Origin of the sequence: Stenotrophomonas sp. TWI1149 (genome assembly GCF_039673155.1) — a bacterium.
GTDB lineage: Bacteria > Pseudomonadota > Gammaproteobacteria > Xanthomonadales > Xanthomonadaceae > Stenotrophomonas > Stenotrophomonas maltophilia_AA.
Map to the genome: position 1 here is coordinate 13,290 of NZ_JBDJLB010000012.1, position 22,182 is coordinate 35,471.

Genomic DNA, 22,182 nt, shown 5'->3' on the forward strand with positions numbered 1-22,182 from the left:
CGCACGCCGCATCGTCACGCGCCGGGGCATGCGATGGTGGCCTCCGCTTCGTTCAAGGCGCCCAGGGCAACGCGTGACACCGAGAGCGTCATCGCGCCTGCCGTCCCGATCGCCCAGGGGCGATCCAGCTTGCCGACCGCCGCGCCTGCCGCCGCCAGACACTTCAAGGGCACGCCCACGCGGGTCCATTGGCCCACGGGCAGCGTTGCCAGCGCCGGTCCGAGCGCGACGCGCGCCGAACAGCCCGTGCCGCAGCCCACGGACAACCACGCCTCGCCCTGGGGGGCGGCGTCGACGCGCATCGTGGTCAACAGCATCAGATCGCCGTTGCTCTCGCGCTGCAGGTCCAGTGGCGTGTGCGACTGCAGCGCGATGATCGCCTCACCCTTGCCCGACCACGCGAGACGGCGGCCATCTTCCTGCGCCAGGTGATCCACGCCGGTGACCTTCAGCAGATCGCCTTCGAGGGATTCCGGCACCTGGGTGACGGTCACCCCCTGCCCTGTGCTGCCCTCCAGCCGCAGGGCCATGCCGGAGCCGGCATCCCCACGCGCGAAGAACACACCGACGGCTCCTTCGTTGCCCGTCACGCCCGATGCTTCCGGCAGCGCGGCCAGATCACCGTTGTCGGCATAGGTCAGGCCGAAGCCGAAGGCGAACAGGGGGTTGTAGTCCTTCTGCCCGACATTGTTGGCGTACTGCGTCGCGGTGCGCGGCCAACTGAAGCTCAACGTGCCTTTGAAGTCGTGCTGCACGCTGCCATCCGGCCTGCGCAGCAGCACATCGGCAATGCCGGCCCCTTCCGAACCAGGCAGCCAGGCCGCCACGAAGGCATCGGCGGCATTGATCTCACGGTTCACCCAGAGCGGGCGTCCGCTGAGGAACACCGCGATCACGGGGATGCCGTCGGCCTTGAGCCGCTTGATCAACGCGAGATCCGCGTCGTCGCCCGGCTTGTAGGCCAGGGTGGGCAGGTCGCCCTGGAACTCCGCATAGGGGTTCTCGCCGAACACCACCACGGCCACGTCCGGTTTCGTGGTGTAAGCACCATCCACCGCCAACTGCGCCTCGCCGCCAGCGGCCTTGGCCTGCTGCGCAATACCTTCGTAGATCGTGTCCGCATTCGGGAAGTCTTTGCGGGTGGTGCCGGTACCCTGCCAGTTCAGCGTCCAGCCGCCCGCCTGCTTGCCCACGTCGTTGGCACCGTCACCGGCCACCAGGATGCGTTGCTTCGGCGACAGCGGCAGCACGCCGCCCTGGTTCTTCAGCAGCACCAGCGATTCGCGCACCGCCTGGCGTGCAACCTGACGATGCTCGGGCGCGCCGACGAGTGCGAACTGCCCACCGACGGCGCGCGACGACGGCTTGCCCGCCTCGAACAGGCCCAGCCGCATCTTGACCCGCAGGATCCGGCGCACTGCGTCGTCCAGGCGTTGCTGGGGAAGCGTGCCGTCCTTCACTGCGGCCAGCGTGGTCTCGTAGAAGCCCTTCCAGCTGTCCGACGCCATGGCCATGTCCAGGCCGGCATTGATCGTGGCCGGGCAATCGGTGGTGGTGCAGCCCTTGACCTGCCCGTGGCCGTTCCAGTCGCCCACCACGAAACCGCCGAAGTGCATGCGCCCCTTCAGCGCATCGGTCAGGTACGGCTTGTTGCCGTGCATCTTTTCGCCGTTGACGCTGTTGAAGGACGCCATCACCGTCTGCGCGCCCGCCGCGATGGCGGGCGGATAGCCGGCCGCGTGGATGCGCACCAGCTCGGCCTCGCTGATCCGGGTATCGCCCTGGTCCTTGCCATCGGTGGTGCCGCCATCACCGAGGAAGTGCTTGACCGACGCGATGACATGGCGACCGTCAAGGAAGCCTGGCGAGCCCACCTTGCCCTGCAGGCCCTCGACCATCGCGCCGGCATAGCTGGCCACCACCTCGGGCGACTCGGAGTACCCCTCGTAGGTACGCCCCCAGCGGTCGTCCTGTGGTACCGCCACGGTCGGCGCGAACGCCCACTCCATCCCGGTCGCACGGGTTTCCAGCGCGGTGATCTCGCCGATGCGGCGCAGCAGGTCCGGATTGCGGGTCGCGCCCAGGCCGATGTTGTGCGGGAACAGGGTCGCGCCGGTGATGTTGCTCTGCCCGTGGACGGCGTCGATGCCGAACAGCACCGGAATCGCCTTGCCGCCTTGCGAGGTGTCCATCGAGGCCGCATAGAACGCATCGGCCAGCGCCAGCCATTCGGCCGGCGAGGCATCGTAGCGGCCGCCGGGGTCGGAGTTGCCGCCCGCGAGAATGGAGCCGAGCCGGTAGGTGCGCAGGTCCTCCGGCGTGATGCTGGCGATATCGCCCTGCACCAGCTGACCCACCTTTTCCTCCACCGTCATGGTGTCCATCAGGTCGGTGATCCGCTTCTCCAGCGCGGCATCCTGGGGCAGCGGCCAGGCCACCTGCGGCCACGGATCCGGATCGGCCGCCGCCGGTGCAGCAGCCTTGTCATCGTTTCCGCAGGCAGCCAGCACCCCGATCAGTGCGGCCAGCAGCACGCCACGGCGGGCGTGGGTAAGGGGTCGATTCGTCATCGTGTTCATCCTTCCATCTGCTCCAGTTCCTTGCCCTTGGTTTCGTGCACATACCTGAGCACGAAGAAGACCGAGATGACGGCCGACGCCAGGTAGAGGCTGTAGGTCGCCGCGAGCCCGATGGCGGCCAACAGAATGGGGAACGTCACCGTGACGGCGAAGTTCGCGGTCCATTGCGCCGCACCCGCCACGGCCAGTGCCGAGCCGCGGATCTGGTTGGGGAACATCTCGCCCAGCATCACCCACATCACCGGGCCCCAGGAGAGATTGAAGAACACCACGTAGGCATTGGCCGCCACCAGCGCCAGCGTGCCCATGCTCCCGGGCAGCTGCAGGCGCCCATCGACCAGCGAGCCACTCGCGAAGGCGACCACCAGGAGCGCCAACGACACCGCCATGCCGGCCGAGCCGACCCATAGCAGCGGCTTGCGCCCGATGCGGTCGATCAGCAGCACGGTGACGATGCAGGCGCCGATGCTGAGCGCACCGGACAGCACGTTGATCAGCAGTGCGTCGTTCTCGGAGAAACCGACCGCTTGCCAGAGCACGGCGCCGTAGTAGAACACCACGTTGATGCCGACCAGTTGCTGGAAGATGGCGAGGCCGATGCCGACCCAGACAATCGGGCGCATCTTCCCGGTGGCCTTGCTGCGGAGATCCGACAGCCGCGGGCGATGGTGATCGGTCGACAGCGAGGCGTCGATCTCGGCCAGCTTGGCCTGTGCCTCGGCACCGCCGAACAGCCGCGTCAGCACGTGCAGCGCCTCGTCCTTGCGGCGCTTCACCACCAGGTAGCGTGGGCTCTCCGGAATGGTCAGCAGAAGCGCCAGGAACAGCAGCGAGGGCACCGCCTGCATCCAGAACATCCAGCGCCACGCCGCGTACCCACCCCACAGCGCCTCGGTCGAGGCACCGGCGGTGGCCGCCAACAGATAGTTGGACAGGAACGCGACGGTAAGTCCGCTGATGATGGCGATCTGCTGGACCGTCGCGAGGCGGCCACGGTAACGCGCTGGCGCGACTTCGGCGATGTACGCCGGCGAGATCACGCTGGCTGCGCCGACCGCAAAGCCCCCCATCACCCGCGCGATGATGAACATGGTCGACGACGCCGCCGCGCCCGCTCCGATCGCCGACAGCAGGAACAACACCGCCGAGACGATCAGCACGTTGCGGCGTCCCAGGCTGTCGGACAGCCGGCCGGCGCTGAAGGCACCGATGGCGCAGCCCAACAGCATCGAGGCGATCTCGAACCCCTGCATCCACTCGCCGGACCGGAACGTCTGGTGCAGGCCGTCCTGGGTGCCGTTGATCACGCCGCTGTCGAAGCCGAACAGGAATCCGCCAATCGTCGCCACCACGCTGATCAGTACGATCAGCCGGGTGTTCTCCCCACCGCTCACTGCCTGGTTCATTGCCCTGCCCCTCCCCGGTTCGGTGTCATCGCTGCGAACTGTCGCGCTCAGCGCAGCAGGTACTGGTTGAGCAGGTTCTCGTAGCGTTCCTGCTTGCCGCTGGTCTGGTTGGGCTCACCGCCCTTGGCACCCAGTGCGGCCAGGTCCGTGAGGCTGAGCGCGCCTTGCGCGAACTCCTTGCCGGCACCAGTGTCGAAGCTGGCGTAGCGCGCCGTGCGCCACTGTTCCAGCGGCGAGTCGTTGAGCAGCGCGTGGGCCACTTCCAGCCCGCGTGCGAACGCGTCCATGCCGCCGATGTGGGCGATGAACAGGTCTTCCATGTCGGTGGATTCGCGACGCAGCTTGGCGTCGAAGTTCAGGCCGCCCTCCAAGCCGCCCTGCCGCAGGACGACCAGCATCGCGCCCACGGTGTCGTAAAGGTCGGTCGGGAACTGATCCGTATCCCAGCCGTTCTGCGCGTTGCCGCGGTTGGCGTCGATGCTGCCCAACAGGCCGTGGTCCGAGGCGACCTGCAGATCGTGCTCGAAGGTGTGGCCGGAAAGCGTGGCGTGGTTCGCCTCGATGTTGAGCTTGAAGTCCTTGTGCAGACCATGCTCTTTCAGGAAGCCCGCCACGGTCGCGCTGTCGAAGTCGTACTGGTGCTTCATGGGCTCCATCGGCTTGGGTTCGATCAGGAAGTTGCCCTTCAGCCCGATGCTGCGGCCATAGTCGCGCGCCATCGTGAGGAACCGCGCGAAGTGATCGACTTCGCGCTTCATCTGCGTGTTCGCCAGCGAGGCATAGCCTTCGCGGCCACCCCAGAACACATAGTGTTCGCCGCCCAGCTCAACCGTCGCCTCCAGGGCCGCCTTCACCTGCACGGCGGCGCGCGCCACCACGGCGAAATCCGGATTGGTGGACGCACCATTCATGTAGCGCGGGTGTGAGAACAGGTTGGCCGTGCCCCATAGCAGTTTCATGCCGGTCGCATCCTGCCGTGCCTTGGCCAGGCCCACCATGTGCTTCAGGTTCTTCTCGTACTGGCCGACGTCGTCCGCATCCGGCGCCAGGTCGATATCGTGGAAGCACCAGTACGGCACGCCGAGCTTGGTGAAGAACTCGAACGCCGCGTCCACCTTGGCCTCGGCGGTCGCCATCGGCGAGCCGGTTTCCCACGGGAAATTGCGGGTGCCCGGACCGAACGGATCATGCCCGGCGTTGCAGAAGGTGTGCCAGTAGCAGGCCGCGAAGCGCAGATGCTCCTGCATCGTCTTGCCACCGATGACCTTGTCCGCGTCATAGACCTTGAACGCGAGCGGATTGTCCGAGCCCCGGCCTTCGAAGGGGATGCGGCCGATGCCGGGGAAGTACTCATTGGCGCCGATGAAGGGTTGATTGCTCATGGTGCGTCTTCCTGTCGTTGTGCGAGGTGGTGCGTAGAGGGATCAGCCGCGATACAGCGGCGTGAGGGCGTCGAGGTGTCGCAGGAAACGTGCATAGGCCGTGGCATAGGCGTGCGTACGCATCGGATCCGGGTGAGCGGACTGCAGCGGATCGACCGCAACGTGCTGGTCCGCGATGTCGGCGATGGAGGCGGCGTCACCGCGCGCGTGCCCCAGCGCCCACAGGGCCTGCAATGCCGCACCGAACGCCGCCCCCTCGGACTGGGTCGGCACGTCCACCGGCAGGCCGAAGACATCGGCCACCATCTGCCGCCACTGCGCGCTGTTGCTGCCGCCACCGGTCAGCACGATGCGGTCGAACCGCATGCCCGCGCGGACGAAGGCGTCGTATCCATACTTCAGGCTGTAGGTGGCGCCTTCCATGGCCGCGCGGTAGAGGTGCGCCGGGGTCATGTTCGTCGTGTCCAGACCGGCCAGGACGCCCTTGCCCAGCGGCAGGTCCGGCGTGCGTTCGCCATTGAGGAACGGCAGCATCACCAGGCCGTCGGCACCGGGCGAGGTCGCCCGCAGGTGGGCATCACCGTCGCGGGTGCTGAAGCCGAAGGCATCGGCGACCTGTTCGGTCACCACGGTGCAGTTCATCGTGCAGATCAACGGCAGCCAGCCACCGGTGGACGAGCAGAACGCGGCCCAGGCGCCGTCCGGATCGACCACGGGCGTGTCCGAATAGGCGAACAAGGTCCCCGAGGTACCCAGGCTCATCGCCAGGCGGCCGGGCACGACGCAGCCGGTACCGATGGCCGCCATCATGTTGTCGCCCCCGCCGACCGCAACCTTCACCGTCCCGGGAAGCCCCAACACGCCTGCCGTGGCCGGCTCGATGTCGAACAGCTCGTCGGGCGCGGCGATGCGCGGCAGGCAGAGGGCCAGGTCGCGCTCCGGATCGGTCGCGCGCAACAGCTCGGCCGACCAGGTGCGGGTTCGCACGTCCAGCCAGCCCGTGCCCGACGCGTCACCATGTTCGCAGAAGCGCTGGCCGGTCAGCACGAAGTTGAGGTAGTCGTGCGGCAGCAGGATCGTGGCCAGCCGGGCGTAGGCGTCGGGCCGGTGCGTCTTCGTCCAGGGCAGTTTGGATGCGGTGTAACCGGTCAGGATGGGGTTGCCGGCCAGCGCAATCGTGCGCGCTGGTCCGCCGAGTGCGTCCATGATCTGCACGCACTCGGCCGAGGTGCTGGTGTCGCACCACAGCTTGGCCGGCGCGAGGACCTCACCCGCGGCGTCGACCGGTACGAAGCCGTGCTGTTGCCCCGAGATCGCCAGCGCGGAAATGCGGGATCGAACCGTGGAATCGATCGCGCGGAAGCAGTCCTGAAGGGCTGCGACCCACGCGGCCGGCTGCTGCTCACGGCTGCCATCGGCGGCGGACGCCAGCTCCAGGCGCGCGCTCGCGCTGGCAATGACTTGCCGCCCGGCAGGGTCGTACACCACCACTTTCAGACTCTGTGTACCTGCATCGATTCCTGCAACCAGATCCATCTATCTCATCCCGTGGGTGTATGGAGGTAGCGCTACCATTTCTGTGCAGCAGCGTGCTGCCCTGCTAGGCCAGGGCTGGGGCCCGTGGCCAGACGTCCTGCGCCGCCCTGCAGTAGCGTTCAATGAACGCTGCCTGCGACGGCATCGTCGCGACCGCCTGCTCCACCGGCTGGCGGAGCCGCATCAACAGCGTGCGCAGGTCCGCATCGCTGATGGCAGCGGCAAGCGGATGCGGAGGTCCCGGCTGGATCCCCTGCCCCATCAGCACGCTCGTCCAGGAGTCCACCCGGAACAACTCGCCGGGGTCCTGCCAGGCATGCGCACGTTCGCGCCAGGCGCGCAGGCGGACAGCGAGCGATTCGGGCAGTTCCATCTCCCGACAGGCCTTCCACATCGGCTCGTCGCGCTGGTTGGCGTGGTAGTGCAGGATGATGAAGTCGCGCACGTGCTCCATCTCCTGGCGGCTGACATCGTTGTACAGGTCCATGAGCGCCGGGCTGATACCGTCGAACGGGAACAGCTGGATCAGGCGCACCACGGCACTGATGGTCAGGTGGATGCTGGTCGACTCCAGCGGCTCGATGAAGCCACTGGCGAGGCCCAGCGCTACCACGTTCCTGTTCCAGGCCTTCAACCGGCGCCCGCTGCGGAACGGCACCAGCCAGGGATCGCGCAGCGGCGGCCCGTCGACGTCACGCAGCAGCTTGGCCTGCGCTTCGTCGTCGGACATGTGGCGGCTGGAGAACACCACGCCACAGCCGACCCGGTGCTGAAGCGCGATATGCCATCGCCACCCCGCTTCGTGCGCGATGGCGCGGGTGTACGGCACCGGCGGGCCGACCGACTCGGTCTGCACCGCGACGGCGCGGTCACTGGGCAACCATTCGTTCCAGTCCTCATAGCCGGTATGCAGGGTCTGCTCGGTCAACAGGCCGCGGAAGCCGGTGCAGTCGATGAACAGATCGCCCTCGATGACCTGCCCGTCTTCCAGCACCAGGGAGGCAACGGAGCCGTCATGCGGATGTTGCCGCACCTCGCGGATCTTGCCTTCCACCCGGCGCAGCCCGTGGCCTTCGGCTTTGCGGCGCAGGAACTTCGCGTAGAGCCCGGCGTCGAAGTGATAGGCGTAGTTGACCTGGGGCTGGGTCTGCAGCGAGAACCGGTCCTCCCGCGAGGCCACGCTTTCCAGGCAGAAATCGCCCAGGTCCGACGGCATGCCGCGGCGCAGGCTGTCCAGCCAGAAGTGGTGGAACGGCGTGGCCCAGGTGCCCTGCCCGATCGTGCCGAACGGATGGATGAAGCGGTCGCCGGGCCGACGCCAGTTCTCGAACGAGATCGAGAGCTTGAACGTGCCGGCGACGGCCTGCAGGAACTCCTGCTCATCGATCTGCAGGAAACGGTGGAACGTGCGGATGGGCGGCACGGTCGACTCGCCGACACCCACCGTACCGATCTGCTCGGACTCCACCAGGGTGATGTCCAGCTGGTCGCGGAACTGGTGCGCCAGCGCACAGCCGGCCAGCCAGCCTGCGGTGCCGCCACCGGCGATGACGACCTTGCGGATACGCCCTTCGGTTGTGTTCGCCACGTTCAATGCGGTGCTCCCATCAGCGGTTGAGTCGGGACAGCAACTGGGCGCGCATGCGGCGCGCCTGCGTCTCGTCGAACGGTGCCAGGTCGCCCCGGGCGGCGTCGGGCAGGTGCTGTCCTGCGCGCTCACCCGGACCGAATACGTAGTACTCGAAGATCTTTGCCCAGGCCTGCTTCTCGCGCGCAGGCAGATCGCGCACGGCCCACATCGCGTGATGGAGTGCCGGCAGCGGTGAGGAAAGGAAGGCCGGCGAACTGCGCCACCAGTAGTTCACCAGCACATTGAACGGCGCGAGGCTGCGCACGTGATGCCACCACAGGCCGGGAATGAAGATCGCATCGCCCGGTTCCAGCTCGGCGGTCCGTGCGCTTGCCAATGCATCACGGAACCGTGGGTGGCGCGCGAAGTCCGGGCGGTCGAAATCCACCACGCTCACCACCTGCCCGCCCGGGGTCGGTTCCAGCGGTCCGGGATACAGATTTTCGATCTGCTCGGGCGGAAACAGCGTGAACCGGCGTCGGCCCACGGCGCAGCACGCCAGGTTGTCGGGGGTGTCGAAATGGCAGGAGGCGGTCACGCGGTTGCCGATCCAGATGCTCGCCGAGGCCTCGATGCCCTGCCCCGCCAGCCCGGCGTCGTTGGCCTCCGCGAACCCGGGCAGCGCCCTATCGATCAGCAGCGACGCGAGATAGTAGGTGGGTGGCCTCGGGTCGTCGAGATGATCGGCAATCCCGTCCAGCACCTGGCTCAACAGCCCACGCCGGACCTCGACGTTCAATCGGGTGAAATCCGCGGTGTAGAACGGGCGCCCCTCGATCTCGGGTCCGCCGAAGGAGTATTGGACCGGGATTCCCGCATCGAAGCCGCGCAGATACCCCATCGCCGCCTGCGTGGAGCGCAACCCCGCCTGCACCAGCCCCCAGTCGCGCGCGATGCCGCGCAGCACCACCGGCTCGCCGGCGGCCACCAGCGCCTCCAGCGGAAGCGCGCCGGGCTCCAGGTCTTCCAGCGTCTGCATGGCAATGTCGTCCAGCACCGGTCAGTTCCTGCCCGCCGCCGCAGCGGCATCCTGCAGGCGCAGACGTTTCTGCTTCTCGGCGATCAGGCGCCGCATGTTGTGCAGCGACGCCAGCATCAGGTACGCGCCTTCCAGGTAGCCGGCGCGGTTGAGCTCGGCCAGTGCGGAGCCGTCCAGCTGGCCAAGCCGGTCACGGTCGATGGCGTGCAGACCGTTGACACCCACCCGATGCTCCTGGGCAATCTGCACGTCGAGCGTGACCGGTTGAATGAGTCCTTTGGCATCGAGCGCGGCACACATCTGCGCGCCGAAGGCGTGGCCATCGTGAATGCCACGCAGCACACCTGCGATATGGTCCAGATACGGCGTGTTGCCCCCCTGCGGCAGGAACACCGGCTCGCCCTGCATCGCATTCACGCGCGGATGATCCAGATCCACGTGCAGCACCGCTTCCTGGACGAGCGCGCCATCGATGCGGTTTTCCTGGAAGCCGATGAGGAACGGCCCCTTGGCCGCCGCCCCGGGCAGGTAGGACGCATTCCAACGGCCGTCCTGCAGGAACAGATTTTCGTGCTGCTCGAACCCGAGCAGGACCACCGACTGCCACTCACCCGTGGCGGCGTCCCTGCGAAGGAAAATGGGATATTCGCGCTGCAGTTCGGCGAACTCGCTCGGGTAGGCCGGGACCATGCCGACCGCGTCGCCGAACTCGGGGCCGAAGTCGGTGGCCACGCGCAGATCGCGGTGGGCGATGTTGTTGAGCATTTCGTAACGCGGCATGGTGTTCTTTCAACCCCATCAGGACCCTTGAACGGGTGCCGCCACCAGGGCAGCGGCACCCCCACACATCAGAACCGGTACCGAACGCCAAGCATATAACGCGGACTCTGGTCTGCCAGCTTCACGATCATCTGCGAGGTGCGCGAGCGCCAGCGGACGTCCTCACCGGTCAGGTTGATTGCCTCCAGCCCAAACGACCAGTGATCATCCAGGGTGTAGTTCACGCTGAGATCCCACTGTTCGTACGCTTCCACATAGTACGGATTACGGCTGGCGCCCTGGTTGGCCAGGATCAGATATTGATCACGCCAGTTCCACGCCAGGCGTACCGACCAGCCGTATTTTTCGTACATCAGCATGGCGTTGGCGGTGTCACTGAGGCCGGTCAGCGAGAACTGGTCGATGCCCGGGTCGCCCCCGTTGTTGTACCCGACATCGCCGTTCACGAGGGTGTAGTTGGCCAGGACGCCGAACCCGGTGTCGCCGAAGAAGTACTGCCCACCGAGCTCCCAGCCATGCAGCTTGGACTCGTTCTGGTTGATGGGCCGGTTGACGTTGAACTGGTACAGCGGGTCGGCCGCCGTGCCATACAGATCGTAGCTGGCTTCGGTGGCCAGGACCTGCGCGTCCGTACCGTTGTAGGCACCCAGTCCGGCGGGATTGTTGCGCAGCAGCGCCAGCGCGGTGAACAGCGCGGTGTCGTTGCCGTTGCAGGCCGCCGCATTGGCCGAACCGACCTGGGTCACGCAGGCGCCGCTGTTGAGGAACGCCAGCGCCGACTGTGCATCCGGACCGGAAGTGGGATCCCGCAGGCCGTACAGGTTCTCCTGGACCACGGTGTTGCCGATGAAGTTGGCGACCCGCTTGTTCCAGTAGGTGACCGACACGTAGCTCGCGTCAGCGAAGTACCACTCCAGCGCAAGGTCGAGGTTGTCCGACTCCAGCGGCTTCAGCTGCGGGTTCTGTGCCGTGCCGCTGGCCCGCGAAGACGGATCGATCAGCACCGAGCCGAACGGCTGCTGTGCGCTCGGGCCTGCATAGAGGTTGCCGATCGGCGCGCGCGCGATGCTCTTGCCGAACGAGACGCGCCCCTTCAGGTCGTCCATGAGGTCGATGCTGAAGTCGAGGTTGGGCAGGATGTAGCTGTAGCTGTTCTTCTCGGTGAAGGGCTGTTGTTCGTCGGACAACACCACGCGGAAGTCGTTGTTGGACTGCCATTCGATCGCCTCCGGAATGGCGATGACCGACGTCGACACCACATCGGTGGTTTCATAGCGCACGCCCAGGCGAGTGTTGGTGCGCAGGCCGCCCAGCTCGCCGTCCAGCTCGACCTGGAAATAGGCCGACTTGGTCTTCTCCTCCACCAGGTTGTCCGCGGCACGCTGCGGACTCACGCCGAGACTGGCGCCATAGTTGTCCGCTGCCCATTGCGCGAGGCGGCCAGCATCGCCGCGCCAGGCGGTGAAGCTGTTGGCATTGAAGTCGTTGAACAAGCCGACGATGTTGACCGGCTGCAGCAGGTCCATCAGACCGTTGGCGACATCCCCGTCAACGTTGGCCACGCCCCAGTCGCCCAGGGTGTTGTAGTTCTCCGCGGCCTGGATGCGGTGGGTGGTCTGCTTGCTGGAGTCCACGCCAAACTGGAAGCGGCCCTTGTCGAAGCTCCACTCACCGTCGACGCGACCCTGCTTGATCTCGCTGATCTGGGTCTGCGAGTTGATGCGCAGCACCTGCGACCCGATCTCGCCCGGCACGAAGCCCGGATTGACCACGCCGTTGGTCTTGGCGAGGGCATCGGCCGTACTCGGGTACCAGACCTGGGTGCCCACCGGCAGGCCGTTGTTGAAGTTCATTTCCTGCACCCAGGACCCACCGCAATGCGGTCCGGTGGTGCAGTTGTTGGTGCCGGCGATACTGCTGAAGATGGATCCGCCCCCGGTGAGCGGATCGTTAGGCCGGCTTTCGTTCTTCGAGTCGTGCGCGTCGAAGCTCAGCTTGAAGCGGTCGGTGACGTTCCACTGGGCATTGAAGCCGAGCGATCCCAGCTTGTACTTCTGCATGCTGCGCTGCTGTTCAAGCCCGAAATCCTTGGTCCCCGCGACTTCGCGGATGTAGATCGGGGTTGCGACCGCGCCGCTGGTGTCGAAGGTGACATCGGTGTAGTTGCTGTTCTGCAACCACATGCCCTGTTCGCCACGATTCTCGGTGATCTCGTTCGTCGAATAGGTGTAATCGAGGGTCAGGGTCACCGCGTCGGTCGGTGCGAACTGCAGCACCGCCTGGCCATTGACGCGCTCACGCTCGAACTCGGAGAACGCATAGCGGAGATCGTTCGGTCGACCGTACAGCGCGCCTATCGCCGGTGCATTGACCACGGTCGGGTTGCCCGGCATCGTGCCGGTCCACGGCTGGATGTTCCAGTAGTTGTTGGTGGCCTGCACCGAGCCACCCTTGCGCTTCTGGTAGCTCGCACTCACGCCAACGCCGAAGGTCTTTTCCGGGTTGCTGTAGCTGAAGATGCCGGACAGTTCCGGCGTCAGGTCGCTGTCGAACGGCTGGCTCTGGTCGGAGACGACCTTCGCACCAGCACTGGCGACGGTGCCATCGTGGTCGAACGGCCGCGCCGTCAGGATGTTGATGGTGGCGCCGATGCCACCGCTGGGCACATTGGCCTGGCTGGTCTTATAGACCTCGATGCCGTTGATGGCCTCGGCGGCCAGCTGGGCGAAGTTGAACGCGCGGGTGCCGCCGTCGACGCCGCCGATGGCGACCTGTCCCGAGGCACCGAACGCATCTGCACCCGGCATCTGGCGCCCGTTGAGCGTCACCATGTTGAACTGCGGGCCAAAACCTCGCGCCGTGACCTGCGCGCCTTCGCCATCACGTCGCTCGATGGAGATGCCTGTGATGCGCTGCAGGGATTCTGCCAGGTTGGTGTCCGGGAACTTGCCGATGTCCTCGGCACTGATCGCATCCACCACGCCGGCCGAGTCGCGTTTGATGTCCATCGCCTGGCTGAGGCTGTTGCGGATGCCGGTGACCTGCACGGTATCCAGCTGCGTCGGGCTGCTGGGCTGGGCCTGCGCTTGGGCGACGGGCGCCGGCGTTGAGGCGTCCTGTGCGAAGGCGGGATTGATGACCAGGACGCCGCCCACAAACGTGAACATGGCCCTGGAGGTGAACTTCGCCAGCGTGCGGCTCATGAACGAGCCCCCCGGCCTTGGGTACGACGGAACGTAGAAGCGCTCATGACTCTCCCCTCTGACATATACGATCGAATGGATGTACCGCCCCTCCTGGGGGCACGTACGGGCGATGCCCGTCTTCCACACCGAACATCGCAGTGCGCTGTGCGCTCACTGCGACTCACACTCGCTTTCAGGCTTGCCAGAACAGCCGTGTGGTAAAGGGGGGGTACCCACTGGCCCTTACCCCGGCCAGGTGGTAGCGCTACCATCACGTCACGGCCGCAGACTAATCATCCGGGGTCGCGCTTGTCATCATGCAGCGCAGCAAAGGAAACGAGCCCTTGAAGAACAGCCACAGAACCGTCCGTCGAAAAGCGAGTGCCATCACCATCGACGACGTCGCGGCGCACGCCGGGGTATCCGCCATGACGGTGTCCCGCGTCATCAACGGCCATGCCGGGGTACGCGAAGGCAACCGCGAGCGTGTCATGCGCAGCGTGCTCGAACTGGACTATCGGCCCAATCCTGCGGCGAGCGCCCTGGCGGCGGCGCAGCACACCTGCATCGCGCTGATCTACACCAATCCCAGCGCCAGCTATCTTCGCGAGCTGCTGGTCGGGGCCCTGCGCGGCTCCACCCGGGCCGCGGCGCAGCTGGTGATCGCCACCTGGGACGACCTGGGCGCGCAGGCGCGTCGCGAGGCGGCGCGGCAACTGTGCAGCAGCGTGGCGGGCGTGATTCTTCCCCCACCCCTGTGTGAGTCGAAGGACATCGTCGACGAATTCCTGCTCGGCGGCATTCCCGTCATCTCCATCGCGTCCAGCCATTTCAGTGACAGGGTGTCCTGTGTGCGCATTGATGACCGCCAGGCCAGCCATGACATGGTGTCGCACCTGATCCGCCAGGGACATACCCGCATCGGCTATATCAAGGGCGATCCGAATCAGACCGCCAGTGCGCACCGCTGGCAGGGCTACCGGGATGCGCTGGCTGACGTGGGCATCGCGTACGACGCTGCACTCGTCCAGCCCGGCTGCTTCACCTACCGCTCCGGACTGGAGGCGGCCGAAGGGCTGCTGGCCCTGCCGCAGCCACCCAGCGCGATCTTCGCCAGCAACGACGACATGGCGTCTGCCGTTGTTTCCGTGGCGCATCGTCGCGGCCTGGAGGTGCCGCGCGATCTGTCGGTGGTCGGTTTCGACGACACCTCCGCGTCGACGATGGTGTGGCCGGAACTGACCACGATCCGTCAACCGGTGGCGGAGATGGCGGACACTGCCATCGACATCCTGTTGCGCGAGATTCGACGCCCCTCTGCTTCGGCGCGCGGCATCGTCAACCATGTGCTTCCGCACCAGTTGGTCACGCGGGCGTCCGTATCGCGGCCTTTGCCGGACCTCTAGCCGTCTGGCGCGGAGGCGGCCACCTTAGAGGCGACGGTCCAGAACCTGGCCCGGCCACCCGTCTATGTTGAAGGTCGACAGCCTTTCGTAACCGCACGATTCGTAGAAACGCACCAGGTCGCCACTGCCTCCGCCATAGCAATCCACGCGCAGGTAGGCGACACCCGCGGCACGTGCCTGCTCGTCGGCGAACGCCATCAGCCGGCGGCCGATACCGCGCACGCGCGGATCCCGCGAAGCAACCAGCACACGGACATAGAGCTCTGGCTGGGTCGCCGCGGGCACGTAAGGCATGGCCTCGCCCAGCGCCAGGAATGCGCGTACCTCACCCTGCCCTGTTTCAGCCACCCAGGCACCGGGCAGCGCGCAGGCATCGGTCACCTGGGTGATGCGGCGCGGAATGGACGACCATGCTTCGCTGCCCCACTGCTGCGGGTTGCCGATGGCCACGAACCACGCAATCACTTCGTCGAACAACCGCAGCACAGCGGGCGTATCGGTCACGCTGGCGCGACGGATGGTCAGCGCTTCCTTTCCTGGATCAGTCACGCATGTCACTCCTGCCGGTGGCGCTACGCCACGTCCAGCAGTAGTTTGCCGCCATCTGTGGCAGACACCAAGTCTACCGACGCGATGTCTGCGCGATATCGTGCACTGTTATCATGGGTGGCTGTATGGACAGGGATGTTGAAGGATGTTGAAGCTGCGGCTGGCGCAACGCTGGAAGCGATTGGGCAATCGTGATGCCGACGTCGGCGTGATGCTGTTGTTCGCACTGCTCGCCGCCTTCCTCGCCTGGGGCGCCTATACGATGGCCTATCCCGAACACGGCTGCATGCGGATGGGCAAGGGCAACAGCGGCCCGCTCCAATGCGACCCAGGGGAGCTGATGAAAGAAGCGATGTGGCCGATGTTGCTCAGCGCCCTCAGCGCCTACGCCGTCTTCTATGTTCTGTGGGACTGGATCAAGGACATGGCGAGGCCGCTGACGCTGGACGGCGATACGGCCAGCGCTCCGGATGCCGATCAGCAAGAGCCTTGAGCGGGCCGCTGCCCGTCGGCTCACTTGATCTTCAACGCCGGTAGCAGCGGATCGACGTCCACCAGCTCCAGCGACGTGACCATGTGCAGTGTTCCGTTCTTGTACGCGAGGAAGTGCGGGCTCTTCACATGTGCTTCGTAGGCCCGGCGGTTGGCATAGATCTCCAGGATGGTCAGTCGTGTCGGATCCTCCTGGTCAAAGACCGCATACAGCGACAGAACACCAGGCTCAAGCGCCATTGAAGCGCGGACCTCTTCAGCCAGCGCCTCCCGATAGGCGGGGAGATGGGCAGCGTCCACGGTGATCTTCGACAGTCTCGTCATCTGTACCTCCTCCGCGCGAGCGCTGAAGGAAAGCGCGATCAGACAGATTGAGATGCCCCACATTGCCTTGTTCATTGCTCTCTCCGACGCATGCGCGTCATGTAATGAAAACCTGTTTCCGCGTCATTCGGTGCGCAGGGAGTCCAGGTGACGTTCAATGGCATCGCGCGCACGCGTTGCCGCCTGCGGGTCGAAACGTGCGTCAAGAACATCGGCCAGCTCACGCAGTTGCTCGACGCTCACGCCGATGTTCATGCTTATCCCGACGTGGGACTGCAGCTGGGGTTCCACCCCGGACATCGCGGCCAGCATGCTCACGGTCGCCAGCTCGCGGCTCTGCCAATCCAGGTTGTCACGTTCGAAGATGTCCCCGAACAGGTGGGTCCGTAGATAGGCGTTGGCCTGCGGCGCGAACTCGAACAAGGGTCCGGCGACCGGCGCACCTGCCAGCGTGGTTTGATTGGCCGTCCCTGCCGCCAGCAACGCATCGCCCTTGGGTATCGGCTTCACCGGTTCGCGACCGGCCTCATCGTGGATGCCGCGCTGCCTGCGTGCTTCCACCACCTTCATCATCTCGCCGAGTGCATTGAGGCTTCGGGGAAAGCCGGCATAGGCGTACACCTGTACGAGGATCTCGCGCGCCTCGGCCACGCTCAGCCCCGCGTCCAGGCCGTGATTCACTGCCTCGCCAAGGCGGGCCATGTCACCCGCCGCTGCGGCGGCGCTGATCGGAATGATGGCCTGCTGCCTGGCATCCAGTGCGGTGGCCGGCTCGTTAGTAGAATTGATGTTCATCGGTTTCTCCTTCGTATGCATGTCGGAGTGGACCTCCGGGTTGGACGCTACCTTCGTGAGCGCCACGATGTGATGATTCTGCTCGACCGACCCTGCCGGCAGCGCACCGAATGCGAGGCAAACGCTCAGCAGCTGCCCAGTGATCGACGTCATGCGCCTCATCAGCTTCGGGCCTCCGCAGCCACCGCCGACGGGGCGGCGGACCCGGCGTCCGCGGCCGTGACATAGGCCAGCAGCGCCGCAAACACCAACACGCCGGCACTGGCCAGGAATGTGCCGGCGAAGCCGACGCTGTCCAACAGCAGGCCGCCGAGGGTGGAACCCAGCGCGATCGAGCACTGCACCACCGCCACCATCAGCCCCCCACCCGCTTCGGCGTCGTCGTTGCTGAAGGTGCGCGCCAGCCAGCTCCACCACCCCACCGGTGCCGCAGTGGCCAGCAGGCCCCATGCTGAAAGCAGTGCGGCCGTTGGCCACAGCTGCGGACCCAGTGGAACCAGTGCCGCGGCAATCACCGCCATCAGGGCAGGAACCGTCACCAGCGTGCGGTAAAGCCCGCGCCTGAGGAACGCCCCGATGGCGAGTGTCCCGACCAGGCCGCTTACACCGATGGCCAGCAGCACCAGCGGGACAGTGGCATCACCCGCGTTGGTGACCCGTTCCAGGAAAGGTCGCACATAGGTGAACAAGGCAAACTGGCCCATGAAAAAGGCGCCGCACGCGGTCATGCCCAGCGCCACCACCCGCCGCCGGAGCAGCACGAGCACGCCGCGTTGTGGCTGCCTGCGCTCCGCTGCCATGGACGGCAGGCAGGCCCACTGCCACGCCAGCGCGACAGCCGCCACCGGCAGCAGGCACAGGAATGCCCCGCGCCACCCGATCACACCGCCCAGGTAGCTGCCCAGCGGCGCGGCGATCACCGTTGCCAGCGCGTTGCCGCCGTTGAAGATGGCCAATGCGCGGGGCACCTGCGCTGCGGGCACCAGCCGCATGGCGGTCGCTGCGGACAGTGACCAGAACCCACCGATCACCACGCCGATCAGCGCACGGCCGATCATGTAGACCGGATAGTTGGGGGCCAGCGCCACGACCAGACCCGACACCGCCATCAACGCAGTCAGCGTAAGAAGCAGGGTTCTACGGTCGATGGCACCGGCCAGCCGGGAGATCGACAGGCTGGTCAGCACCGCGAAGGCGCCCGAGATGGCAATCCCATAGCCGGCAAGGCCCTCGGTCACGCCAAGGTCGGCGGCCAAGGGTGTAAGCAGGCTCACCGGCATGAATTCGGATGCGATCAACGCGAAGACGCACAGCGTCATCGCGAGCACGCCGCCCCAGTTGCCCTTGTCCACGGTGGTGTCGGGACGACTCATTTCCGGGCCAGGCTCTGCTGGAAGAACGTGGTCAGCTTGGCGAACGGAATCAGGTCGGTGCGGTCATACAGGTCCACGTGCCCGGCACCCTTCACCCAGTAGAGCTCCTTCGGTTGGCCGGCCCGCCGGTACGCGTCTTCGCTGAACTCACGGGAGTGCGCGGTGTCGCCGGAGATGAAGAGCATCGGCCGTGGCGAAAGGGTCTCGATGTCGTTGAACGGATGGAAGTTGATGAACTTGACCAGGCTGCTGAGCAGCGGCTGCGTGGTCAGTTCAGGGCGCTCGCCGGCGGCCGCGTAAGCGCCGCGCGGCGTGCGGTAGAAGTCGAAGAATTCGCGCTGCACGTCCGGGGTATCGGGCTCGAGCGTGTTCACGGTCCCGGGTACATACACGCGCTGCCCGCCCTTGAACTCCACCAGACGCTGCTGCGCGGCCGCCTGGATCATCTCGTTCCGCTGCTCCAGCGACTGTGCCTTGTTCAGCCCCTGGCGCACGGCGGCGCCCATGTCATACATGCTGACCGTCGCGATGGCCTTGATCCGCGGGTCGATCTTGGCCGCGCTGATCACGAAGCTGCCGCTGCCACAGATGCCCAGGCCGCCCACCCGTTCCGGGTCCACGAACGACTGCGTGCTCAGGAAGTCCACGGCCGCACTGATGTCGTCCGAATAGATTTCCGGCGATACCAGGTGACGCGGCGTACCCGCGCTTTCACCCCAGAAGGACAGATCGATCGCGAGCGTCACGAAGCCCTGTTCGGCCAGCTTCTGTGCGTACAGCTGCGAGCTCTGTTCCTTCACCGCGCCCATCGGATGACCGACCACCACGGCCGGCGCGCGGCCGTCGCGTCCCAGACCCTCGGGCCGGTACAGCGTGCCCACTACCTCCATCTGGTACTGGTTCTTGAACCGGACGCGCTCGCCGGTCACCCGGTCGCTCCTGTAGAAATTGTCCGCCCCCGTGGTCCTGGTGGCCGCTGGCGCGTCAGAAGCCCACGCGGAATGTGGAACGAGGTGACTGGCGAGCAGCGCCAGCAGCAGCGTGGTGGGTTTCATGCGGACCGCCTCTGGAGGAGTGAGGACGCCAAGATAGGCCAGGGCCGTTACCGCGATAAGCCGGCTGAAAGTTGATGCATTACTGAGTTGAGCTCACAATTGGCCCATGAGCGCAGTGAAGACCAACGACCTGCAAGCCTTCCTGGTGGTGGCGCAGGAGCAGAGTTTCACCAAGGCGGCGGCTCACCTGGGCGTCACCCCGTCTGCGTTGAGCCATTCGATGCGGCTGCTGGAAGAGCGCCTGGGCATCCGGCTGCTGGCCCGGACCACCCGCAACGTCTCCCCGACCGAGGCGGGTGAGCGCCTGATGCGCTCCATCGCCCCGCACTTCGAGGCCATCGGCGCCAGCGTCGAGGCACTCGGCGACCTGCGCGACCGCCCGGCCGGGACGCTGCGGATCTCCTGCACGGACGACTCCATGGAGACCATCATCCGTCCCCGCCTGGCCGGGTTCCTCGCCGAGTATCCGGACATCACGCTCGAGTTCTATGTCGACTACGGCTTCACCAATGTGGTGGAACAGCGCTTCGACGCCGGCATCCGGCTGGGCGAGGCGCTGAGCAAGGACATGATCGCGGTCCGGGTGGGTCCGGATTGGCGGCTGGTCGTGGTGGGGTCTCCCGATTACTTCGAGACGCATCCCAAGCCCAGGAAACCTGCCGACATCACGCGCCACCGTTGCGTGAACATCCGGCACCGCCCGAACGGCGCCATCTATGCCTGGGAGTTCGAGGAAAAGGGCAAGGAGTTCACCGTGCGTGGGGACGGGCCGCTGGTGTTCAACAGCATGGTGCACGTCATCAATGCCGCACTCGACGGGCTGGGCCTGGCGTATGCGCCCGAGCCGATGGTGGCCGATCACATTGCCGAGGGGCGGCTGGTGGCCGTCCTGGACAAGTGGTGTGTGCCCTTCCCCGGCTATCACCTCTACTATCCGAACCGTCGGCAACCCTTGCCGGCATTCTCGGCGCTGGTCGCGTGGCTCAAACGGGATGCCTAGCGCTCACGCCCATGACCCGTTGAACAGGAAGAATGCGCCCAGAATCCAGACGAGCAGCATCAGGTGCCCGCGCTGCAGGTCGTCCTGACGGATCCAGTACGCAAACCAGAGTCCGCCGAGGTGCATGGCCAGCAGCAGGAGGGTGAAGAAACTCAGCGCCAGGTTCAACCACGGACGGGCCTGATCGATGCCACTCGCAAACAGAAGCAGACAGCATCCCATCACCATCGCTGAAAGCGCCAGGAGCTTCAGGGCCAGCAGCGCAAGGGCTGCGATTCTGCTCAGGACACTGGACGTCACCGCACGCGTCGCAAGCGCCGTCTCTACCGGCGGTGCCTGCCGCAGGAGTGCCATGGACAGGGTGAGGCCCACCGCACCGGCCAGTTCGCGGAATGCTCTGATGTTGTCGATGACGGCGATGGCCAGCCAGACAGTCAAGCCCGTCGCGTAGACGGATTGGAACAGCCAGATCGACGTCGGCAACGACATGGGAGAACCATCCTGAGGTAGCTGGGCTGAGCAGCCTATTACCTCAACCGCGATTCAGGTCAACAGCGACCTCTTCCCCTTCGCGCTAAACCCCAGCCCGACCTCATCGAGGCGAGGGCTGGGGCAGTCTGACCGTGCGACGCCACGACCCGCCGTGGCGGCCGGCCGGGGGGCGTGTTCCTATCGGTGCAGTGCGTCGATGATCACGCCTGTTGCGATCTCCACCAGCAGGTACTCGGTATCCGACTGTCGAACCCAGCGATGACCGCGACCAGGGTCCCGCAGACGATAGTGCGCGTAGTCATCCACCCAGTAGCGGCGGTCGACCTCAGCCCAAGGCAGCCTCTCCCCGCGTCGCCATGCCTTTTTCTGCCATCCCGGCGGTGGGGCATCGCGGTTGTGGGGGCCGCCGGCGTGAGGGGGGGGGCCATTGCCCCGTGCGTGGTGCGGCGGGTCGGCCCAAGCGGGAGCTGTGGCCATCGCCACTGCCGCCATCAACGTAATGCCAAGCAAGCGTCGGGTTTTCATAGGACAGCCTCCACTTCGGCCGCAGCGCGGCGTCACAGCGGCGAATATAGGCCGCTGCGTGTGAATGGATCGACGCGCCCTGCCCTGACCCCACGGGTGCCCCGGTTCCACGTCGGCCAGGGCTTCACAGGCTCAGCCCGCCGCTTCCAGCTTTCCGCTTGGCATGACACGCCGCGCGGCGCGCAGGTATCGCACGTACTTGCCAATGAAGATGCCGGTGAAACCGCCCGACAACAGCAGGTAGGCCGCGCGGAAACTGCCATCGGCGCTCAGTGAAGGAGACGCGGAGAGCGCAACCTCGAAACCGTACTTCACCGCGAACGTGACCAGCAGCAGCGGCAGCAGGCTGTAGTCCGGACTGCGCCACAGCTTCCCCGTTGAAGCGTTCATGGTGAGCGTTGCGCGTCGCAGCAGCATCCACCCAAGGGCCATGCCCGCCCCGATGCCCACCAGCCACTCGGCCCACGCGTCCCAGGAACCGCCGAAACGGTGGCCGAGCGACCAGGCTCCCCAGGCAGTGAAGAGAGCCGGCACGATGGCCAGTTTCGTGAGCGAGGTTTCACCGGGTTTCATGGCAGCGATGCCGCGGCTGACCAGGAAGACCAGAAGCGCCCAGACCCACACAGGGGTGTTCGAGAGGAGGTGCTGCAGCATGATCACGGGGAGTCCTTGATGGGGGTGGGTGCCGGCGATG

19 protein-coding genes are annotated in these 22,182 nt (G+C 66.0%); 3 read left to right on the forward strand and 16 right to left on the reverse strand.

Annotated elements, in window-relative coordinates; genetic code table 11:
• Positions 1–14 precede the first annotated feature (14 nt).
• From ABE424_RS14240 to ABE424_RS14275, 8 genes are all read right to left on the reverse strand, one after another.
• Positions 15–2,579: an exo 1,3/1,4-beta-D-glucan glucohydrolase gene (locus ABE424_RS14240; RefSeq protein ID WP_346491234.1), complete on the reverse strand. Its 2,565-nt coding sequence runs from the start codon at positions 2,577–2,579 to the stop codon at positions 15–17.
• The gene (locus ABE424_RS14245; protein WP_346491233.1) at positions 2,576–3,985 is read right to left on the reverse strand and encodes a sugar porter family MFS transporter; all 1,410 of its coding nucleotides are present in this window, start codon (positions 3,983–3,985) and stop codon (positions 2,576–2,578) included. The genes ABE424_RS14240 and ABE424_RS14245 overlap by 4 nt, the downstream gene beginning before the upstream one ends.
• A gap of 47 nt (positions 3,986–4,032) precedes the next feature.
• Positions 4,033–5,367, reverse strand: coding sequence for a xylose isomerase (xylA, locus tag ABE424_RS14250; RefSeq protein ID WP_346491232.1), 1,335 nt, complete (start codon positions 5,365–5,367; stop codon positions 4,033–4,035).
• 42 nt (positions 5,368–5,409) lie between these two features.
• Positions 5,410–6,903 carry a xylulokinase gene (gene xylB / locus ABE424_RS14255; RefSeq protein ID WP_346491231.1) on the reverse strand — a complete coding sequence of 498 codons (1,494 nt, stop codon included), beginning with the start codon at positions 6,901–6,903 and terminating at the stop codon, positions 5,410–5,412.
• A 64-nt stretch (positions 6,904–6,967) separates the two neighbouring features.
• Complete coding sequence (locus ABE424_RS14260; RefSeq protein WP_346491230.1) at positions 6,968–8,497, reverse strand: tryptophan halogenase family protein; 1,530 nt, start codon at positions 8,495–8,497, stop codon at positions 6,968–6,970.
• 13 nt (positions 8,498–8,510) lie between these two features.
• On the reverse strand, positions 8,511–9,530 hold the full coding sequence (locus ABE424_RS14265) for a cupin-like domain-containing protein (RefSeq protein ID WP_346491229.1): 1,020 nt from the start codon (positions 9,528–9,530) through the stop codon (positions 8,511–8,513).
• A 3-nt stretch (positions 9,531–9,533) separates the two neighbouring features.
• A complete protein-coding gene (locus ABE424_RS14270; RefSeq protein ID WP_346491228.1) occupies positions 9,534–10,292 on the reverse strand; it encodes a SapC family protein in 759 nt (252 codons plus the stop codon).
• Positions 10,293–10,360: 68 nt separating this feature from the next.
• The gene (locus ABE424_RS14275; RefSeq protein WP_346491227.1) at positions 10,361–13,495 is read right to left on the reverse strand and encodes a TonB-dependent receptor; all 3,135 of its coding nucleotides are present in this window, start codon (positions 13,493–13,495) and stop codon (positions 10,361–10,363) included.
• 326 nt (positions 13,496–13,821) lie between these two features.
• Here ABE424_RS14275 and ABE424_RS14280 point away from each other — a divergent pair, with 326 nt between their 5' ends.
• Positions 13,822–14,883 (forward strand): LacI family DNA-binding transcriptional regulator, encoded by a 1,062-nt coding sequence (locus ABE424_RS14280; RefSeq protein ID WP_346491226.1) that lies wholly within the window; start codon positions 13,822–13,824, stop codon positions 14,881–14,883.
• 24 nt (positions 14,884–14,907) lie between these two features.
• Here ABE424_RS14280 and ABE424_RS14285 read toward each other — a convergent pair whose 3' ends face one another.
• Entirely contained in the window at positions 14,908–15,432 is a 525-nt protein-coding gene (locus ABE424_RS14285; RefSeq protein WP_346491225.1) for a GNAT family N-acetyltransferase, read from the reverse strand.
• Between the two features lie 145 nt (positions 15,433–15,577).
• On the opposite strand from ABE424_RS14285, the gene ABE424_RS14290 reads away from it, so the two are divergent.
• The gene (locus tag ABE424_RS14290) at positions 15,578–15,925 is read left to right on the forward strand and encodes a hypothetical protein (RefSeq protein WP_346491224.1); all 348 of its coding nucleotides are present in this window, start codon (positions 15,578–15,580) and stop codon (positions 15,923–15,925) included.
• Between the two features lie 20 nt (positions 15,926–15,945).
• Here ABE424_RS14290 and ABE424_RS14295 read toward each other — a convergent pair whose 3' ends face one another.
• The 4 genes from ABE424_RS14295 to ABE424_RS14310 are packed head-to-tail and all read right to left on the reverse strand — an operon-like array spanning position 15,946 to position 19,471.
• A complete protein-coding gene (locus tag ABE424_RS14295) occupies positions 15,946–16,323 on the reverse strand; it encodes an antibiotic biosynthesis monooxygenase family protein (protein ID WP_346491223.1) in 378 nt (125 codons plus the stop codon).
• Between the two features lie 48 nt (positions 16,324–16,371).
• A complete protein-coding gene (locus ABE424_RS14300; RefSeq protein ID WP_346491222.1) occupies positions 16,372–17,196 on the reverse strand; it encodes a carboxymuconolactone decarboxylase family protein in 825 nt (274 codons plus the stop codon).
• Between the two features lie 8 nt (positions 17,197–17,204).
• Positions 17,205–18,362 (reverse strand): MFS transporter, encoded by a 1,158-nt coding sequence (locus ABE424_RS14305; protein WP_346491247.1) that lies wholly within the window; start codon positions 18,360–18,362, stop codon positions 17,205–17,207.
• 50 nt (positions 18,363–18,412) lie between these two features.
• The gene (locus tag ABE424_RS14310) at positions 18,413–19,471 is read right to left on the reverse strand and encodes an alpha/beta hydrolase (protein WP_346491221.1); all 1,059 of its coding nucleotides are present in this window, start codon (positions 19,469–19,471) and stop codon (positions 18,413–18,415) included.
• 106 nt (positions 19,472–19,577) lie between these two features.
• Here ABE424_RS14310 and ABE424_RS14315 point away from each other — a divergent pair, with 106 nt between their 5' ends.
• The gene (locus ABE424_RS14315; RefSeq protein ID WP_346491220.1) at positions 19,578–20,471 is read left to right on the forward strand and encodes a LysR family transcriptional regulator; all 894 of its coding nucleotides are present in this window, start codon (positions 19,578–19,580) and stop codon (positions 20,469–20,471) included.
• A 3-nt stretch (positions 20,472–20,474) separates the two neighbouring features.
• Here the strand turns inward: ABE424_RS14315 and ABE424_RS14320 are convergent, their stop codons facing one another.
• From ABE424_RS14320 to ABE424_RS14330, 3 genes are all read right to left on the reverse strand, one after another.
• On the reverse strand, positions 20,475–20,960 hold the full coding sequence (locus ABE424_RS14320) for a DUF2165 family protein (protein ID WP_346491219.1): 486 nt from the start codon (positions 20,958–20,960) through the stop codon (positions 20,475–20,477).
• Between the two features lie 180 nt (positions 20,961–21,140).
• Complete coding sequence (locus tag ABE424_RS14325) at positions 21,141–21,488, reverse strand: RcnB family protein (RefSeq protein ID WP_176988916.1); 348 nt, start codon at positions 21,486–21,488, stop codon at positions 21,141–21,143.
• Between the two features lie 132 nt (positions 21,489–21,620).
• On the reverse strand, positions 21,621–22,148 hold the full coding sequence (locus ABE424_RS14330) for a DUF6622 family protein (protein WP_346491218.1): 528 nt from the start codon (positions 22,146–22,148) through the stop codon (positions 21,621–21,623).
• Positions 22,149–22,182 lie beyond the last annotated feature (34 nt).

Bases quoted from the DNA above. Each gene is read 5' to 3' on its own strand.
- ABE424_RS14240 (WP_346491234.1), bottom strand. From the start codon at position 2,579: ATGAACACGATGACGAATCGACCCCTTACCCACGCCCGCCGTGGCGTG.
- ABE424_RS14245 (WP_346491233.1), bottom strand. From the start codon at position 3,985: ATGAACCAGGCAGTGAGCGGTGGGGAGAACACCCGGCTGATCGTACTG.
- xylA (WP_346491232.1), bottom strand. From the start codon at position 5,367: ATGAGCAATCAACCCTTCATCGGCGCCAATGAGTACTTCCCCGGCATC.
- xylB (WP_346491231.1), bottom strand. From the start codon at position 6,903: ATGGATCTGGTTGCAGGAATCGATGCAGGTACACAGAGTCTGAAAGTG.
- ABE424_RS14270 (WP_346491228.1), bottom strand. From the start codon at position 10,292: ATGCCGCGTTACGAAATGCTCAACAACATCGCCCACCGCGATCTGCGC.
- ABE424_RS14275 (WP_346491227.1), bottom strand. From the start codon at position 13,495: ATGAGCCGCACGCTGGCGAAGTTCACCTCCAGGGCCATGTTCACGTTT.
- ABE424_RS14290 (WP_346491224.1), top strand. From the start codon at position 15,578: ATGTTGAAGCTGCGGCTGGCGCAACGCTGGAAGCGATTGGGCAATCGT.
- ABE424_RS14295 (WP_346491223.1), bottom strand. From the start codon at position 16,323: ATGAACAAGGCAATGTGGGGCATCTCAATCTGTCTGATCGCGCTTTCC.
- ABE424_RS14300 (WP_346491222.1), bottom strand. From the start codon at position 17,196: ATGACGTCGATCACTGGGCAGCTGCTGAGCGTTTGCCTCGCATTCGGT.
- ABE424_RS14305 (WP_346491247.1), bottom strand. From the start codon at position 18,362: ATGACGCTGTGCGTCTTCGCGTTGATCGCATCCGAATTCATGCCGGTG.
- ABE424_RS14310 (WP_346491221.1), bottom strand. From the start codon at position 19,471: ATGAAACCCACCACGCTGCTGCTGGCGCTGCTCGCCAGTCACCTCGTT.
- ABE424_RS14315 (WP_346491220.1), top strand. From the start codon at position 19,578: ATGAGCGCAGTGAAGACCAACGACCTGCAAGCCTTCCTGGTGGTGGCG.
- ABE424_RS14320 (WP_346491219.1), bottom strand. From the start codon at position 20,960: ATGTCGTTGCCGACGTCGATCTGGCTGTTCCAATCCGTCTACGCGACG.
- ABE424_RS14325 (WP_176988916.1), bottom strand. From the start codon at position 21,488: ATGAAAACCCGACGCTTGCTTGGCATTACGTTGATGGCGGCAGTGGCG.